Source organism: Kitasatospora sp. NPDC038210 (genome assembly GCF_055600605.1).
This window is the reverse complement of record NZ_JBVJYK010000029.1, coordinates 33,376-49,909: the sequence shown is the minus strand read 5'-3', so window position 1 is coordinate 49,909 and position 16,534 is coordinate 33,376. Positions and strand designations below refer to the sequence as shown.

The following is a 16,534-nucleotide window of genomic DNA, read 5'->3' as shown; positions in this document are numbered from 1 at the left end:
CCGATTGCCTACGGTGTCGGCCATGGGAAGCACGTTCACCGCCACGGCCGCAGGCTTCGGGGCCGGTCTGTCACTCATCGTCGCCATCGGGGGGCAGAACGCCTTCGTCCTGCGCCAGGGCGTCCGCCGGGAGGCGGTCCTGCCGGTGGTCGCGATCTGCGCGGCCTCCGACGCCGTACTGATCGCCTGCGGCGTCGGCGGGCTCGGCGCGCTGATCACGGCGTGGCCGGCGGCACTGACGGCGGTGCGCGCGGTCGGCGCGGTCTTCCTGCTCTGCTACGCGGTGATCGCCGCGCGCCGCGCCTTCCGGGCCTCCGGCCTGGAGGCCGGCGGGCCGACCGTCCACTCCGGGCGCCGCGCCGTGCTCACCTGCCTCGCGATGACCTGGCTCAACCCGCACGTCTACCTCGACACGGTGCTCCTGCTCGGCGCCATCGCCGCCACCCACGGCACACTGCGCTGGGAGTTCGCGCTCGGCGCCGCACTGGCCAGCGTGTGCTGGTTCACCGCGCTGGGCTTCGGCGCCCGTCTGCTCACCGGCTTCTTCCGCCGTGCCTCGTCGTGGCGCGTCCTGGACGCCCTCGTCGCGACGACGATGCTGTTCACCGGCCTGTCGCTGGCCGCGGGCGCCTGATGGCACCACCGCTGCGCGCGCGTCGCACGCGGTCAGGTGCGCGCGGTCGGTCGCACGCCGCGCGTAGGGTCGCACGCGTTCAGCGGGCGGGCGCCAGGAGCCGGCGCAGCCTCGCCGGGGTGTGGCCCAGGTACTGGCGCATGGTCCGGGTCAGATGGGCCTGGTCGGCGTAGCCGAGCTCGGCGGCGAGGGTGCCGAGGCCGTTCTCGCCGGCCTCCAGGCGGTCGAGCGCCCGGCCGATGCGGACACGGTGGCGGTAGCGGGTCACCGAGACGCCGAGCTCGCGCGGGAACGCCCGGCTCAGGCGGTACGGCGAGACACCGAGCAACTCGGCCAGCGGGAGAAGCGCGTTCGAGGCCGGGTGTCCTTCGACGATCGCCTCGCGGGCGGCCGCCACCAGGCGCCGATCGTGTTCGGGCGATGCGCGGCCGAGCGGGGTCGGTCCGGCCGCGGTACGGCCGATGGCCGTCGAGAGCAGGGTCAGCAGCTCCTCGGTGAGCGCGTAGTCGACGTCGCCCGAGCGGGCGGTGGCGATGAGGCGCCGGTGGGCCAGGTCGAGCCGCGGGTCGACGTAGAGCGCCTGCCCGGCCCGTCCGGCTCCGGCACCCGCGCCCGTACCGGCACCGGCACCGGCACCGGCACCGGCACCGGCCAGGGAGCGCCACAGCTCCGGCGTGACGCTGATCGCGGTGCAGTGGTCGCCGCCGTCGGGGTGGGCGAAGCTCTCCTCCTCGCCCGGCACGCCCACATAGGCCACCGTCGCGTCGAGGTCGGCGGCGACGCCGGCGGCTCTCCGGCGGAACCGGCCGCGGCGCACCAGCACCAAGCGGTAGTCATTGCGGACTTCCGGCGCCGACCACCGGGTGTGGTCGGCGCGGCAGGCCACCGCGCTGATGCCGAAGTCGGGCCGGGTGGCGAGGGGAACGGCTGTGAGCACGTCGCCGACGCTACCCGGCGGGTCTGACACCCCCCGCAAGGATGTTCAAGACCGGGACCGGCCGTCACGGGCACGCTGACGGAGTGCGAGGGGCCGGGCCGCAGGGCCAGGACCGCACGTGCCCCGTCCAGTTCGGATACCCAGGAGTCATCGGCATGCCCGTTCTCAAGCAGCTCAACACGATCGTCATCGACTGCGCCGATCCGGCCGCGCTCGCCGCGTTCTACCGGAAGGCCACCGGGTGGGAGATCACCCACAGCGACCAGGACTTCGCCTCGCTGGGCGACGGCACCCCGGTCCGGCTCGCCTTCGTCCGGGTCGACGGCTACCGGGCGCCGGGCTGGCCCGGCGGCGCCGCACACGTGCACCTCGACTTCGCCGTCGCCGACGTACACCGCGCGGCCGAGGAACTGCTCGGCTTCGGGGCATCCCGGCCGGAGTTCCAGCCGGGTGAGGACGAGTGGATCGTCCTCACGGACCCCGAGGGCCATCCGTTCTGCCTCACCCCCGTCACCGGCGACGCGTGAGCGCGTACGGAGAGGAGAGCGGGTTCTGATCCCGTCCGCCCTCGTCCAGGCCCGACCGCCTGCGCCCTGCGCCTGCGGTCGCGCGTCGGGCTCGCGTGCCGGACCCCGGCCGCGAGCCCGCGCCGGGCTGGGGCGGGGCGGATGTCAGGGACGGGTACTACCGTCCCGGGCATGGGCTTCACCAGTATCTGGGCGATCAGCAGCCACCCGGACGCCTTCATCGCCGACCTCGCACCCCGGCTGCTGCCCGCGATGGAGGCGGACCGCTCCGAGCCCCACGTCCAACGGCGATGGGAGCGGTGGCAGCAGGCACCGCTGCCCGACCACCGTACGTGGTACGGCAGTTCGGGGCACCCGGCGGCGGATGACGCTGCCGTCGGGTCGTTCCTGGACCTCACCGTCCCGGGGCGTCACGTCGACGACCTGTGCTCCGGCACCGTCGATCCGGACTTCTCCGCCATCGAGAACGTGTGGACGGACCGTTCGGACGAGAACATCTTCGTCTCGGTCAATTCCAAGGACTACGCGGTCCAGTCGTTCTTCCATGCCATCGGCCCGGCCCGCGCCGCGCTGCTGCCGGGCTGGTGCGGCAACTTCCTCCTCACCTCGGCCGAGGTCCGCCGGACCCTGCCCGACGTGGAGCGCGCCCTCACCTTGACCGACACGGAACGCGCCGCTGCGGACGCCCGGAACTGGCTGGGCTACCACCCCGGCAAGGAGTGCGTCCTGGACGGCCCGCTGCGGCTGTGGCGCAGCGCCGCCGCGAGCGCTCTCGGCCTGTGCGGGCTGGCCGTTCACATCTCCTGACCTGCCCCTGGCGTCGGCAGGTAGGCCGCTCTGGCGGTTCGACTTCGTCAGTTGCCGCCCAGCAGGTCGCGCAGTCCCTCCTCGAAGTCCGGGAGCGCGTACTGCTCCGTGCCGCGGCCCGGCACTTCGAGCTTCTTCAGCTGCCCGCTGACGACGTGGGACACCAGGGGTGCGGGCAGCGCCTCCGGCCAGAGGCCGGTCCGCTTCCCTTCGGAGAGCACCCGGCGGAACGCCCCGGTGGATCCCCGGAGGCTCCGACCGTTCGCCTTCAACTCGTCCGCGGCACACTCGCCGTCGCCTTCGACGACCTGGAGCAGGATCTGCTGCGCACGGGGCGGCAGGCGCTCGTAGTACGAACGGGCCCGTTCCGGAGTCCAGCGCTCGTCGGCCACGGCGGTCACGACGGCGACCGGCATGGCGGCCAGGGCGAGCAGCTTCTCCAGCGCCTCGGGGGTCGGATTCTCCACGGTGATCGTGATCTTCATGGCGGACACAGTGGCAGCTCGAAGCGTTGAGCACAAATAACCTCGCAAACACGCTGCAGACAAGAAGCGGCCGGCGCGGCGTCAGGATCGGTCGTCCTCGAACAGCGGGTCGAGCGGCTCGCCGTCGTACCCGACGACGAGGCAGGTCGCCGCGACCGGCCCCCGGGACAGCTCGGCGAGCCGGGCGAGGGCCGCCGCCTCGGAGGGCAGCGCGGCGGGATCGAGACCGAGCACCCGGGCCGCGCGCTCGCGCCGCCGGTCGAGGTCGGGCACGTCCTCCCGGTAGTCGTCGGCGACAGCGCGGAGCCCCTCGGCCGTCCGCCCGGGGGCATCCCGCCACCACGGTGCCACGAGGCACAGCTCCACCAACTCCCGCAGCCCGACGGCGAGCGGTCCGGCCACGCCGTCGAGGCTCACGAACACCACCGGGCGTTCCTCACCACCCTCGCCGACGAAGCAGAAGGCGTCCCCCGTGCCCGCCTGCGCGAACTGCTCCAGCCGGGCCCCGGAGGCGAGACGGACTCCGTCCTCCAGTTCGTGGTCTGCCGGGTTCGCCGCGTCAAGGTCCGCAACCCCGGCGAAGAACGCGATGACCTCCTCATCGGCGGCCAGGAGAGGCAGCAGTGCCCCGGAGTGCGCCGAGCCCCCGCCGGTACCGCCGCCTGTGGTCGTGGATCCGTCCATCCGGCCACCGTAACCGAGGGCACCGGCAACGCCACCGGCGGCCGTAGCGGCAACGGCAGAGGCATCGGCAGCGGCCTCGTCAGCGGCCTCGTCAGCGGCCTCGTCAGCGATCATTGCGGCGGCCTGCCTCCGGATCGCCTCGCCCGGGAGCGGCGGGCTCCCCCGTCGGGGGGCGAACGCCGCCCGCGCCCGGGGCGAGAGATCGGTGCGGGCTGACGGCCGGTGGCGGCCCGTCACCCGGGTCACTCGCCGGGGACGATGACGACCTTGCCGGTGACCGTGCGGGACTCGGCGAGTTCCAGGGCGGCGGCCGCGTCGGCGAGGGGGATGCGGGCGGCGATCTGCGGGGCGAGGACGCCGTCGGCGAGCAGGCGGAGCACCTGGGTGAGGTCCTCGCTGAGACGGCGGCGGAAGGTGGCGGGGCGGCGCCGGCCGGCCCAGATGTTGAAGAAGTGCGCGCTCCTGCCGTTGGGCAGGTAGTTCCAGAGGAGGAGCCGCGCGAAGACCTTCAGGACGGGCAGTCGCGAGTTGCCCGTCTCGTCCTTGGTCGCGGCGGTGCCGTAGGACACGAGCGTTCCGCCGCGGCGCAGGAGCTGCCAGGACTGCACCAGGTCGGGGCCGCCGACGTGGTCGAACACCGCGTCGACGCCCTGCGGCGCGAGCCGGCGGATCCGGGCGTACATGTCCGGGTCGCGGTAGTCGACCGGGGTGGCGCCGAGGGCGCGGACGGCGTCGTGGTGGCGCGCGGAGGCGGTGCCGATCACGGTGATGCCGGCGTGCCGGGCCAGTTGGACGAGGGTGGAGCCGACGCCGCCGTTGGCGCCCAGGACGACGACGGTGCCGCCGGGGCGGACGGCGGCGAGGCGGTGCAGCATCTGCCAGGCCGTGATGCCGTTGACGACCACGGTCTCCGCCGCGTCCGCGGCCACGCCGTCCGGGACCGGCACCAGGTCCGCGGCCTCGATCAGCAGGTGGCTGGCCCAGGAGCCGGTCTTGGTGACCGCGGCGAACCGGCGGCCGGTCAGCGCCGGGTCCACTCCGGGGCCGGTGGCGGTGACCGTGCCGACGACGTCGTAGCCGGGCACGAAGGGGAAGGGCGGCTGGTCGTAGTACTTGCCGCGGCGCATCTGCTGTTCGGCGAACGAGACGCCGGTCGCGTCCATCCGCAGGACGACCTGGCCGGTGGCGGGAGCTGGCAGCGGGCGGGTGCGGACCTGCAGACCGTTCGGCTCGACCACACCGGGCAGGACGACCTCGGTCGCGACGGTGGTGGAGGTGGAAGTGGTGCCGGTCATGGCGGGCTCCTCGGGGCGGGACGGGCTGTCGGCCGTTGTGCCTACAGCCGTAAAGTTACACACGTAAGGCTACGGTTGCAAGACTTCCCGCCCGTAAGCTTCACGGCGTAAGGTGACAGGCGTGAACGAAACCAGCACAACGGAAGCGGCCGCACCCAAACCGGCCCGTGCGCGCAACCGCCGCGGCGAGGGCGGGCGCCTGCGCGAAGAGATCATCACGGCCGCGGTCGCGCTCCTCGACGAGAACGGCGACGAGCGCGCCATCACCCTGCGGTCGGTCGCCCGGCGGGTCGGGATCGCCGCCCCGTCCATCTACCCGCACTTCCCCGACCAGCCGGCCATCCTCCTGGCCGTGGTGCAACGCGAGTTCGCCGAACTGGAGCGCCATCTGCGCGCCGCCGCCCAGGACACCGAGGGCGACCCCCGACAACGGCTGCGCGCGCTCTGCGACGCCTACCTGGACTACGCCCGGACGAACCCCGGGCGGTACCGGACCATGTTCGGTGGCCTCTGGACACCGACCCTCGGCGAGAGCTCCATCACCGAGGCGGACCTGACCGCGCTCGGCGCGGAAGCGCTGGAGGTCTTCGCCACGGCCATCGGCGACTGCGTCGCCGCAGGTCAGGCCACCAGTACCGACCTGTCCAGCGACGCGGTCGCGCTGTGGCTGGGCCTGCACGGCCTCGCCCACCAGCGCGCGGTCACCCGCGCCTTCCCCTGGCCGGCGGACATCGCCGACCGGCTCGTCTCCGGCCTCGCGCACCTGAAGGACGGGTAGCGCGGCACCCCGGCGCGCGCGGGGTGGGGGCGTGTCGCGCGGCCACCCCGCACGCACCGCCGAGCCGCCCGCTCCGCCGTACCGCAGGCACCGCCGCCCCCGTGACCTCGGCGTCCAAGGCCGCGGGGGCGACCTGCGCACCCGTCAGAAGCGCAGGTCCATCCGCTGCTCCACCGTGTCGAGGCCGAACTTGTGGACGGAACGGGAGACGGTGAGCTCGAAGCCGGCCTTCGCGTAGAGGTGGTGGGCGGCGTCGAGGCCGGCGACGGTCCAGAGCAGCACGCCCCGGTACGCACGGGCGCGGGCCTCGTCGAGGGCCGTCTCCAGCAGCCGCCGACCCAGGCCCAGTCCCCGGGCGTCCGGGTCGAGGAGCACCCACCGCAGCTGACCCCACCCCGGGCGCTCCTCCGACCGGACGAGGCCGGTGGCGCCGACCACCCGGCCGTCGAGCTCGGCCACCCACAGCCGGCCGGGCGCCGCGCCGCCCTCACGGACCCGGGCGAGGACCAACTCGGCCATCCCGGCGGCGACATAGGCCTCCATGGTCTCGTCCATGCCGTACTCGCGGGTGTACAGGACGCCGTGCAGGGCTGCGACGGCACCGAGGTCGCCGGGCCGGACGGCCTCGCGGATGGTCGCGGCTGCGTCGGCACTCGCGCAGACAGGTTCGGTGACGGGTCCGGTGACGGGTCCGGTGACGGGTCCGGCAGCGGGTGCAGTGGCGCGTCCGGTGGCGGCCATGGCGGCATCCCCTCTCACTGAAACACTCGTTTCAGTGGAACGATAGACCACGTGTCCGCCCCCGCCAATGCGAGCTCCCACCCGTCGCCGCGCCCCTCGCAGCGCCCGTCGCCGCGTCGCGAGGAGATCCTCGCCGCGACCGTCCGCTACGTCGCCGACCACAACGTGTCCGACCTCTCCCTGCGCCCGCTGGCCGCCGAGATCGGCTCCAGCCCCCGCGTGCTGCTGTACCTGTTCGGATCGAAGGAGCAGCTGATCCGGGAGGTGCTCGCGGTCGGACGGGCCGAGCAGCTGGCGCTGTTGGAGCGCTCCGAGGTCGAGGGCGGCAGCGCCCGCGCGACCCTCGAACTGCTCTGGGAGTGGCTGACGAAGCCCGAGCACCGGGGCGCTCTGCGGCTGTTCTTCGAGGGCTACGTCCGCGCCTTCGGCCACGACGGTCCCTGGCGGGGCTTCGGCACCACGTCGCTGGACGAGTGGCTGCCACCCCTCGGACGCGTCCTGGCGGGCACCGGCGCCGATCCCACCGTGGTGCTCGCCGTCCTCCGCGGCCTGCTGCTGGACCTCCTCGCCGACGGAGACCGCGACGGCAGCGGGCACGGCGGAGGCAGTGACGGCAACGGCTCCCACGCCGAGCGCGTCCACGCCGCCTGGCGCGCCTACCTCGACGCCACCCTCCCCTGGGGACCCTGAGAACCGATCCGCACACCCGCCGAACGCACCTCCGGCCGGGCCCGTGCCGGGCACGGGCCCGGCCGGAGGCCCCGAGGGCGTCAGCCGTGCACAAGGCAGTGCTTCAGCTCGTCGAGCTCGTAGAAGTAACTGCCCTTGGCGACCGGCTCGCAGGACGACGCGAAGGCCGTCTCCTTCTCGTTGTAGAGCATGCGCACCAGGTAGGTGGCCGGCCGCCCCTCGGAGGGCGTGTTCGCGAACAGGTCCCACTGGATGTTCGCGGCCATCGGCGAGACCTCCGCTCCGCGCCACGGGTTGTTCCCGTACGCGTACGGCTGCCCGGGTTCGGCTGGTTCGGTGCTGCCGGGCAGTCCCATCAGGGCCGCGAGCGGCTCGATCTCCTCGGCGTGGGTGAAGCGCAGCACCGCGCCGTTGCCGTTGGTGCCGTCGGCCTTGGCCTCGGCCCGGGCGAGGAGGTCGTCGAGGAGGACCCCGGCCATCCGGTAGGTGATCGTGCGTCCGCTGAACGCGGGGCCCTTCTGGTAGAACTCCTCGGCGTCGTCGAGGTAGGCGAGCCATTGGGCGTCGCGGCGGGCCAGGAACGGGGTGAGGTCCACGTCCGGCGCCTCGACGTTCAGGTCGGGCGCCGCGCTGTAGAGCTGGTACAGCGAACGGGCGAAGGCGACCTGCTCCGCGCCGGACAGCGCAGCGGCGAAGTCCTCCCGGAACAGGCGCGCCACGACCCGGTGCGCCGTTTCGGCGGTGCGCGGGTCACCGTCGACCCCGGCGAGGACCTCGGCCAGCTGCGGATCACTCTTCACGTACGCCTGGTAGTCGGCGTTCTGCGGCTGCTTGTGGAAGTACAGCAGGTCCTTGTCGGTGACCGGCGCCTTGATCAGGCCCGCCAGCGCCGGGTCACCGGAGGCCAGCGCGCCGGTGAACGCACCGGCGCTCGCCACCGTCCGCGGCACCCCCGACGTCTCCACCACGATGGGCTCGTGCCGGGCGGCGACGTCCGCGAACAGGCTCGGCAGCCGCTGCTCCAGGCGCAGCGCGGTCTGCCGGTGCTCCTCCGCTCCGCGGGCGGAGAGGTTGCCGTAGCCGAGCGCGGCGGCCGCGGTCAGCAGTGACTGCACCTGCGGGCCCAGCTGCGCACCGAGGCCGGTGAGGGCGCCCCGGTCCTGCGCCTTGCGCAGGACGGCGAGCACGGCGTCGCCGTCGCCGCTGTCCGTCATGGCGCGGGAGCCGTGGCGGGCGACGTTCTCGGTGAAGACCGGCACGAAGCCCTTCGGTGCCTTCTGGTAGTGGCCGGGCCTGCCCTGCGGGGCGTACGGGGTCTTGGTCCCGTAGACGTCGCGCCCGGCGTGCGACGGACCGGACCGATCCCGCGCGGAGGCGGTGCCGGCGGTGAACAGCACGCCGGCGGCGAGGCAGACGGCCATGGTGGCGGACAGGGGGGCGGTGCGCTTCACGGCGGCCCTTCGGGTCGGGGCGGGCTACCTGTCGGTAGCTGTGGTCTGCCGCAAGGTGGCATGGCCACGGAAAGCCCTGCCGACGCCGCGTCATGGCCCCGGTGAAGGACGGCTGAACGCTCACCACCGGACCCCCGGACCGGTGCGCGGCCGCCGGGTCACCTCGGGGCGCGTGCGTGCGGTGCGCCGGAACCGGTCGGTCCCGGCGCACCGCATCGCCCTCATCCCGTCTGGCGATCGGTCACGACCGGTCAGCGGTCGGCAACCGGTCAGCGGTCGTTGGACAGCTGTTCGACGCCCGGTCGACGCCTGGTCAGAGGTCCGCTTCCCGCCGCGATTCGGCGACCGCGAGGCCGGCGATGGCCGTGAGCATCAGCACCGTGCCGACGACCGTGGCCGCGGTGAGCCGCTCGCCGAGGAGCAGGACGGCGAGCACAGCCGCGCCGACCGGCTCGATGAGCATCACCACCGACGCCGTAGCGGCCCGGACGGCACCCGCCCCCGCGAAGTACAGCGGGTAGGCGACCGCCGTCGTCACGGTGGCGACGTAGAGCATCAGCAGCACGACCTGGCCCGGGTGGGCGGTGTGCGGCACGAGGCCCTCGGCCGAGGCGAAGGGCAGCAGGACCGCCGCGCCGACGGCGAAGGACCCCACCGTGAGGGTGTACGGGTCCTCGCCGTCGCCGTACCGTCCGGTCCACCGGCCGAGGACGTTGGAGACGGTGAACCCGGCGGCGGACAGCAGGGCCATCCCCACGCCGACGGGGTGGACGACGGCGGCCCCGTTGCCCAGCACCAGGACGGCGAGGCCGGTCAGCGCGCCGGCGACCGCGAGCAGCCCGGCGGGCCCGATGCGCTCGCCCAGGAACAGGCGCCCGGCAGCCGCCGTGAGCACCGGGGCGGCCCCGAGCGTGACGATGGTGCCGACCGCGAGCCCGGTGTCCTGCACGGCGGCGAAGTAGGCGGTCTGAAAGACCGCCAGGCCGACGCCGGTGCCCGTGAACAGCAGCACACGGCGGCCCTTGGGCCACGGCGTCCGGCGCGCTTCGCGGGCGGGCCGCACGGCGCGGGCCGGCCGGAGGGCCCGGGCCGGCCGCACGGCGCGGGCCGCCAGCAGCAGCGCCACGCCGGTCAGGAACCGCCAGAACGAGACGGCCACGGGTCCGAAGTCACTGGACCGGTAGACGATGTCCACGGCGGCGCCGGTGGTGCCCCAGGTGAGGCCGGCGAACGCCAGGCAGGCGAGGCCGCGGCGCACGGAGCGTGACGCCGTCGTGGTGGCAGGGGTCGGTGCCACAGCAGTTTTCGACACGGAGGAATCTCCAGACGGAGCAGATGGTCGTGGTCTCGCGTCTGCGGGGCACGACCGATCAGCGCGTACCGGCCCACGGCCGACCTACGCGCCGGTGTCGACGGCGACCCGCCTCAGAGGGCGGGCGGCGAGAGAACTGCTGCGAAAGACATGCTCCCCACCGTACGCCACCCGGGCGGAGCCCCCTTGGCGACCTCGGGCGCTGTACCCTTCCCGTCGAGAAGTCACGGGGGGCGAGGGGCGCCGATGGAGCACGCGGCCGAGCACGGGACCGAGTACGGGGCCGAACACGGAACCGAGCACAGGACGGAGCACGCGACGGCGCCCGACGGGGTCCGGATCGCCTACCAGGTCCGAGGCGTGGGGGCGCCGCTCGTCCTGCTGGCCGGCCAGGCGAACAACCACCACTGGTGGGACGGGGTGCGCGACGACTTCCACGCCGCCCGCAGCACCGTCACCCTCGACTACCGCGGTACGGGCGCGAGCGACAAGCCCGACCGGCCCTACAGCACCGAGGGCTTCGCGCAGGACGTGATCGCCGTGCTCGACGCACTCGGCGTCGACCGGGCCGACGTCTACGGCACGTCCATGGGCGGGCGCGTGGCCCAGCAGCTCGCCGCCCGCCACCCCGAACGGGTGGGCGCCCTGGTGCTCGGCTGCACCTCCCCCGGAGGCCCGCACGGCGTCGCGCGCGACAACGACGTGCGCAGGTCACTGGCGCAACCCGAACCGGCGGCCGCCCGGCAGGCCCTCCTGGAACTCATGTACACCCCGGACTGGCTCGCGGACCATCCGGGCCCCCACCGGACGCTCGGTGACCCGGGCATGCCCGCCCACGCCGGGCGCCACCACCTGGCGGCCGGCAACCGGCACGACGCGTGGGACCTCCTGCCGGGCATCGGCGCACCCACCCTCGTCGTGCACGGAACCGACGACCGGCTCAACCCCACGGCCAACGCGCCCGTGCTCGCCGACCGGATCCCCGGTGCCCGACTGCACCTGATCTCCGGCGCACGGCACGCCTACTTCGAGGAGTTCCGCGCCCTCGCGAGCCCGCTCGTCCTGGACTTCCTCACCACCGCGCGGCCGGTCTGAGACCCGGTCCGGCCGGAGCGAGGACGACGCAGACCACGAGGACCACGTCGCCGACCTCCTGGTCCGGGCCCGGCAACAGGATCCGGCCGCGTTCAGCGACGAGGACGGTTGGTGGTCCCGGGTGTTCGAGGAGGTCGAGCTGGGCGTGCTGGGCCCCGAATGACGGGGCCGCCGATCCTCACCTGTTGAGCCACCGACTCCTGAGCCGCAGTCGGATCGGGGCCACGGTGACACCGCTGGCGGGGACGTGAGCGCGCTCGTCACCGCCCGGACGGGTCGGGGCAGGCGTCGCCGTCAGGGCCGGGCGCCTCGCTCGGCGGCGTCGAACGCGGGGGCGAGCGGGGCCAGTGCGGCCCGGAGCTGGTCGGCCAGTGAGCCGGTGGGGACGACCAACCCTCCGGTGCCAAGACTCCCGGCGGCCTCCGCCGCCTCTGCGGTCCCGGCGGTCCCGGCGGTCCCGGCCGGCCGGAGCCAGCCTTCCAGCGCGATGCGTACCGCCGCGGCCACGCTCGCCGCGAGGACGCGGGCCGTGTGCACTCCCGTGTCGCCGAGGCGTTCGGCGATCACCGCCGTGAGCGGGGCCTCGATGCCGGTGGTGGTGTCGAGGAACGCTTCGCGCAGCGCGGTCCGGGCGGTGATCAGCAGCAGCCCCCGGGGTTCGTGCTCGCCGGTGGTCGTGTACTGCTCGACCACGGCTTCGGTGACGGCGTCGGCCAGGCGCACTCCTGCGGGTCGGGCGGCGACCGCCGACGCGATCCTCACCTCGCGGTCCGCGGTGACGGCGGAGACGATCGCCTGCTCGCGGCTGGCGAAGTAGTTGTTGTAGGTGCGCGGTGAGACCCCGGCGGCCTCGGCGATGTCCTCGACCCGCACCTGGTCCGGTCCGCGCTCCACGGCCAGGCGCAGGGCCGCTTCGCGCAGCGCCGCGCGCGTGGCCTGCTTCTTCCGCTCCCGCAGCCCTGCCGGCGGTGGTGGTGGTGTCGTCACGGGTGCCAGCATCCCACACTGATTGCGCGCACGCACTCATGCGCACACGCAATCTTGCGCGTGCGCAACTTTTCTGCCAGCCTCGACCCGACCGACGCCCCAGCCGACACCCGGCCGGGGCCACCGACGGAGAGGACGACACCGTGCGGGCACGAGGAATGACCTACGACACCGGATTCGTCGTTCACGGCCGGACATCCCGCGAGCACTTCGACCCCGCCGTGGTCCGGCGCGAGCTAGCGATCATCCGCGACGACCTGCACTGCAACGCGGTCCAGATCATCGGCGGCGACCCGGACCGACTGGAGTCGGCCGCCCGTGCCGCCGCGGAACTCGGCCTGGAGGTCTGGTTCTCGCCCTATCCGCTGGAACTGGAGCCGGAACGGATCCTCGCGCTCTTCGGCGACTGCGCGGAGCGCGCGGAACGGCTCCGACAGCAGGGAGCCACGGTCGTGTTCGTCGCAGGGGTCGAGCTGAGCGTGATGAACCGCGGGTTCCTACCCGGTGGGAGCCCCGGGGAACGGGTCGAGCAGCTGATGGGCCGGCCCGAGCGGCGGGCCGACGCGATGCGCGAGCTCGGCGTGCGCCTCAACGCGTTCCTCCGCGAGGCCGCGGCCACGGTCCGCGAGCGCTTCGCGGGCAGGCTCACCTACGCCTCCATCCAGTTCGAGCACGTCGACTGGGCCCCCTTCGACATCGCGACGTTCGAGCTGCTCCGCTCCGCCGAAGTCGCCGACCGGTTCCGGGAGGCGGTGCGCACCCTGGTGCAGGGGCCGAAGCCGCTCGCCATCACCGGGTTCGGCACCGCGGCCTACCGCGGCGCGGGGGACCGCGGCGGGCGGGTACTGGAGGTGGTCGAGCACGACCCGGAGACCAAGGCACCCACCCGACTGAACGGCGTCTACGAGCGCGACGAGGCCGGTCAGGCGGCCTACCTGAGCGAACTGCTGGAGATCTTCGAGACCGAGGGCGTGGACAGCGCGTTCGTCTTCCTCTTCGCCCTGCCCGGTTACCCGCACCGCCCGGACGGCGATCCCAGGGACGACCTGGACCGGGCCGGCCTCGGCATCGTCAAACTCCTCGAAGGACACCGGGGGCAGACCTATCCCGACATGGCGTGGGAACCCAAGGCCGCCTTCGCAGCAGTGGCGCAGCGGTACCGGAGGTGACGCCCCGGCCGTGGACCGCGACCTGAGGCACTGTCACTCACCGAGGGCCGGCCGGACGCGGCCGCCGCCGCTCGCGGGCGGTGTCCCCGGCGCCGGGGACACCGCCCGCGCGACGCGGACGCCGGAGGTCGTCACAGGCCGACGCCCCCGGTGACGTCGATCCTGGCGCCGGTGATCCAGCGGGCGTCATCGGAGGCGAGGAAGGCGACGGCGTCGGCGATGTCCGGCACCCGGCCGATCCGGCCGAGCGCGGTCAGGCCGATGTTGCGCTCCACGTTCGCCGGGTCGGCCAGCACCTCGGCGGTCATGTCGGTGCTGGTGAATCCGACAGCAACGGAGTTCACCGTGATCCCGCGCGGGCCGAGGTGCTTGGCCAGAGTTCGACTGAACACGTCGAGCGCGCCCTTGGTGAGCGGGTACGCGATCCCGTGGGCGGAGGCGAGACGGGTGGAGACCGACGAGATCGTGATGATCCGGCCGCCGTCGCGCAGCCGCGGCAGCAGCCGCTGGGTGAGGAAGAACGGTGCCTTGATGTTGACCGCGACCATCCGGTCGAACTCCTCCGGGGTGAGGACCTCGATCGGTCGCCCCATGAGATTGAGTGCCGCGTTGTGCACGAGGACGTCGATCGTCGATTCCCCGTGCGCGCGCAGTCCGGCCTCCAGCCCGGTCACGAGGGTGTCCACGTCGCCGGGAACGCCCAGCTCGGCGCCCACGACGAACGCCCGGCCTCCGACGGCGGCGATGCTCGCGACGGTCTCCTCGGCCGCCGATGCGTTGCTGCCGTAGTGCACGGCGACCAGGGCGCCGTCCCGGGCCAGGCGTTGGGCGATGCCGCGTCCGATGCCCCGGCTGCTGCCGGTGACCAGTGCGGTCTTCCCGCTGAGGTCTCCCATGTCCGCTCCTCGATCGTGGCCGGTGACGCCCTCCCGACAGAATAGTAAGGTGAGGCTCACCTAACTAGGCTGGGTCGGGTGACATCAGGCCAGACCCACTGGCCGACAGGACGGGGCCGAACGCACCAGGGCCGTTGGCGGAGGCGTACTCGTCCGCGACGGTGAACACGCTGGCGCAGCGCGGGCATTCGGCCCTGCCGAAGAGGTGGGCGATCCCGTCGGCGAGTTGCGACTCCCCGTCGCGGAGGGCGGTCTCGTACATCCACCGCCCGACGCCCGAGAGCTCCTCGCGGAGCGCCGGCCGCAGGTCGCGCCGGTCCACGTCCCCCAGGTTCCAGTCCCGGATCGCCGAGTAGCGACCGTGGTTCCCGATCGCGACGGTCACCCCCACGGCACAGTGCGGACATGCCACGTCGTAGAAGTCATCGGTGAAGTCGGCCAGGTCGGCGCTCCAGTGGTACTGCTGCTCGGCCGCGAGCAGGGCGCGGTAGCTCGCGAGGTAGTCGGCCGGCCGTGACCGCAGATGTCGGTCCAGCAGTTCGCGGAACTCGGCGATCGCATCGGCGCACTCCGCCAACAGGTCGTCGCAGCCGTGGTGTCCTGCGACGCGGCGCAGGACGGTCCCGGCCAGGGCGCGCGCACGGGCGCTTCCGGAGGCGAGGCGCACCAGGCGCGGGAAGGCGGCGAAGCTCGCGGGGAAGAGGAGGTCGTCTTCGAGGCACAGGCGGAAGCCCAACTCCTGCCACGCCTCGGCGTCGTCCTCACGCTCCAGCCGTTCCAGCAGCCCGGGGACCCGGTCGACCTCGCCGTCGCAGTCGTACATCCCCGCCCAGTTCACGAAGTGGCCATGCGGAGGATCCGATCGTCCGGGAAGGGCCCGGGCCGACACCCGGCGCTCATCGATTTTCCGCGGAAAATCGATGCCCACCGCTCACGGTGCCACTGCCTCGTCCAGGGACCGCTCGGCCACCCACCGCCAGAAGAAGTCCACGCTCACTCCCCCGCACTCCGCCCCGTTCCGCACCGGTGTGCCCTCGGCACCCGTCGTACCGAGAGGCTAGACGCGACCACTGACAATCCGGTCCCGCGCCCGAGCCGGGGCCCCACCCGTCGTCACCCCGTACCGTTCATCGACGCTGCGGCCACCCCTCCCGGTTGCAGGACGACTCGACGCCCGGGCAGCGCTCGCGCCCTGCCCGCCGGCCACGGCCGGCCACACCGGCCCCTCCCGGACAGCGACCGAGTCCGCGAGCGCGGACGGCTCCCGGTTCCGAGCACCCACGGTCAGCGCCACCACGCCCAGCCTGACGCCCATCTGCAGAGGTCCTCACGTCGTCGGGTCGGTGGACCCTCGCCCAGCGGCATCCGCCGGAACAACGACCGGGGGCAGGGAAGGTCACGCGTGTCCCGGAGGATTCTTCGGTCGCTGCACCGGGCGGCAGCGACGGACCCGCGACGAGCAGGCCCCAGCCGGCTCGGTCGCTGGTCCGTCGCTGCGCTTCTCAATCCGCGGCCAGAGTCGCTTCGGTCGCTGTCCGCGTCAGATGTGCGGTGCCTCGGCGGCAAGAGGCCTGGTGGGAGGGCCGTTCCCCGCGCTTCCAGCACCGGGCGGCGGCGGAGCGACCGAAGCTACGGAAGCGATCGAAGCGACCGAAGCGACTCAACGAAGGAACTCGTTCTGAAGCAGGGGGCAGCCCACCAAGAGGGCCCACGGGGGCGGCCGAGCCGTTTCCCAGCAGACGCGAGCGACCGAAGCGACTCAAGCGACCGAACTTCAGACCTTCCGGCGCTTCCGCACGGTCCTGGCGGGGGCGACACGCCGAGCGACCGGGCGCGAGAGACTCGGTAGCTTCGGTCGCTGAGCTTCAGTCGCTGGGTAAAACCCCAGGTCAGAGGCGCTACACTCACCCCAACAGCGACCGAAGCGACTCAAGCTTGGGTATATGAAGACATTCCCGTGTGCGTGTGCGCGTTATAGACCCGGGCTACAGTCGCTTCAGTCGCTGTTGGGCTTGGAAAACGGCTTTGACCTGCGGAAACGTCAGC

Annotated in this window: 17 protein-coding genes and 1 pseudogene; 8 read left to right on the top strand and 10 right to left on the bottom strand. The window is 73.3% G+C overall.

Annotation, left to right across the window (positions count from 1 at the left end):
• The first annotated feature begins 22 nt into the window (after nucleotides 1–22).
• Nucleotides 23–634 carry a LysE/ArgO family amino acid transporter gene (locus ACZ7KX_RS36340; protein ID WP_470330235.1) on the top strand — a complete coding sequence of 204 codons (612 nt, stop codon included), beginning with the start codon at nucleotides 23–25 and terminating at the stop codon, nucleotides 632–634.
• A gap of 79 nt (nucleotides 635–713) precedes the next feature.
• On the opposite strand, the gene ACZ7KX_RS36335 is transcribed toward ACZ7KX_RS36340, so the two are convergent.
• Nucleotides 714–1,571, bottom strand: a complete 858-nt coding sequence (locus tag ACZ7KX_RS36335) for a helix-turn-helix transcriptional regulator (RefSeq protein ID WP_470330234.1) — start codon at nucleotides 1,569–1,571, stop codon at nucleotides 714–716.
• A 155-nt stretch (nucleotides 1,572–1,726) separates the two neighbouring features.
• Here ACZ7KX_RS36335 and ACZ7KX_RS36330 point away from each other — a divergent pair, with 155 nt between their 5' ends.
• On the top strand, nucleotides 1,727–2,098 hold the full coding sequence (locus tag ACZ7KX_RS36330; RefSeq protein ID WP_470330233.1) for a VOC family protein: 372 nt from the start codon (nucleotides 1,727–1,729) through the stop codon (nucleotides 2,096–2,098).
• A gap of 171 nt (nucleotides 2,099–2,269) precedes the next feature.
• Complete coding sequence (locus ACZ7KX_RS36325; protein WP_470330232.1) at nucleotides 2,270–2,905, top strand: hypothetical protein; 636 nt, start codon at nucleotides 2,270–2,272, stop codon at nucleotides 2,903–2,905.
• Between the two features lie 47 nt (nucleotides 2,906–2,952).
• On the opposite strand, the gene ACZ7KX_RS36320 is transcribed toward ACZ7KX_RS36325, so the two are convergent.
• The 3 genes from ACZ7KX_RS36320 to ACZ7KX_RS36310 all read right to left on the bottom strand — a co-directional run bounded on the left by ACZ7KX_RS36320 (nucleotide 2,953) and on the right by ACZ7KX_RS36310 (nucleotide 5,369).
• Entirely contained in the window at nucleotides 2,953–3,390 is a 438-nt protein-coding gene (locus tag ACZ7KX_RS36320; protein ID WP_470330231.1) for a hypothetical protein, read from the bottom strand.
• 81 nt (nucleotides 3,391–3,471) lie between these two features.
• Nucleotides 3,472–4,074, bottom strand: a complete 603-nt coding sequence (locus ACZ7KX_RS36315; RefSeq protein ID WP_470330230.1) for a hypothetical protein — start codon at nucleotides 4,072–4,074, stop codon at nucleotides 3,472–3,474.
• A 242-nt stretch (nucleotides 4,075–4,316) separates the two neighbouring features.
• Nucleotides 4,317–5,369 (bottom strand): medium chain dehydrogenase/reductase family protein, encoded by a 1,053-nt coding sequence (locus ACZ7KX_RS36310; RefSeq protein WP_470330229.1) that lies wholly within the window; start codon nucleotides 5,367–5,369, stop codon nucleotides 4,317–4,319.
• Between the two features lie 121 nt (nucleotides 5,370–5,490).
• Between ACZ7KX_RS36310 and ACZ7KX_RS36305 the strand changes: the two genes are divergently transcribed.
• A complete protein-coding gene (locus ACZ7KX_RS36305; protein ID WP_470330228.1) occupies nucleotides 5,491–6,147 on the top strand; it encodes a TetR/AcrR family transcriptional regulator in 657 nt (218 codons plus the stop codon).
• Nucleotides 6,148–6,291: 144 nt separating this feature from the next.
• Here ACZ7KX_RS36305 and ACZ7KX_RS36300 read toward each other — a convergent pair whose 3' ends face one another.
• Nucleotides 6,292–6,888, bottom strand: coding sequence for a GNAT family N-acetyltransferase (locus tag ACZ7KX_RS36300; RefSeq protein WP_470330227.1), 597 nt, complete (start codon nucleotides 6,886–6,888; stop codon nucleotides 6,292–6,294).
• A 51-nt stretch (nucleotides 6,889–6,939) separates the two neighbouring features.
• On the opposite strand from ACZ7KX_RS36300, the gene ACZ7KX_RS36295 reads away from it, so the two are divergent.
• Entirely contained in the window at nucleotides 6,940–7,578 is a 639-nt protein-coding gene (locus ACZ7KX_RS36295) for a TetR/AcrR family transcriptional regulator (RefSeq protein ID WP_470330226.1), read from the top strand.
• An 80-nt stretch (nucleotides 7,579–7,658) separates the two neighbouring features.
• Here ACZ7KX_RS36295 and ACZ7KX_RS36290 read toward each other — a convergent pair whose 3' ends face one another.
• On the bottom strand, nucleotides 7,659–9,029 hold the full coding sequence (locus ACZ7KX_RS36290) for a histidine-type phosphatase (RefSeq protein ID WP_470330225.1): 1,371 nt from the start codon (nucleotides 9,027–9,029) through the stop codon (nucleotides 7,659–7,661).
• A 313-nt stretch (nucleotides 9,030–9,342) separates the two neighbouring features.
• A complete protein-coding gene (locus tag ACZ7KX_RS36285; RefSeq protein WP_470330224.1) occupies nucleotides 9,343–10,326 on the bottom strand; it encodes a DMT family transporter in 984 nt (327 codons plus the stop codon).
• Between the two features lie 261 nt (nucleotides 10,327–10,587).
• Between ACZ7KX_RS36285 and ACZ7KX_RS36280 the strand changes: the two genes are divergently transcribed.
• The gene (locus ACZ7KX_RS36280) at nucleotides 10,588–11,436 is read left to right on the top strand and encodes an alpha/beta fold hydrolase (RefSeq protein ID WP_470330223.1); all 849 of its coding nucleotides are present in this window, start codon (nucleotides 10,588–10,590) and stop codon (nucleotides 11,434–11,436) included.
• Nucleotides 11,437–11,464: 28 nt separating this feature from the next.
• Nucleotides 11,465–11,599 (top strand): annotated as a pseudogene (locus ACZ7KX_RS36275) (SUKH-4 family immunity protein); the annotation flags it as partial.
• A gap of 131 nt (nucleotides 11,600–11,730) precedes the next feature.
• Here ACZ7KX_RS36275 and ACZ7KX_RS36270 read toward each other — a convergent pair.
• Complete coding sequence (locus tag ACZ7KX_RS36270; protein WP_470330222.1) at nucleotides 11,731–12,423, bottom strand: TetR/AcrR family transcriptional regulator; 693 nt, start codon at nucleotides 12,421–12,423, stop codon at nucleotides 11,731–11,733.
• 158 nt (nucleotides 12,424–12,581) lie between these two features.
• Between ACZ7KX_RS36270 and ACZ7KX_RS36265 the strand changes: the two genes are divergently transcribed.
• Entirely contained in the window at nucleotides 12,582–13,592 is a 1,011-nt protein-coding gene (locus ACZ7KX_RS36265; protein ID WP_470330221.1) for a hypothetical protein, read from the top strand.
• A 131-nt stretch (nucleotides 13,593–13,723) separates the two neighbouring features.
• Here ACZ7KX_RS36265 and ACZ7KX_RS36260 read toward each other — a convergent pair whose 3' ends face one another.
• The gene (locus ACZ7KX_RS36260; protein WP_470330220.1) at nucleotides 13,724–14,488 is read right to left on the bottom strand and encodes an SDR family oxidoreductase; all 765 of its coding nucleotides are present in this window, start codon (nucleotides 14,486–14,488) and stop codon (nucleotides 13,724–13,726) included.
• A 64-nt stretch (nucleotides 14,489–14,552) separates the two neighbouring features.
• Nucleotides 14,553–15,326: a hypothetical protein gene (locus ACZ7KX_RS36255; protein WP_470330219.1), complete on the bottom strand. Its 774-nt coding sequence runs from the start codon at nucleotides 15,324–15,326 to the stop codon at nucleotides 14,553–14,555.
• Between the last annotated feature and the right edge of the window lie 1,208 nt (nucleotides 15,327–16,534).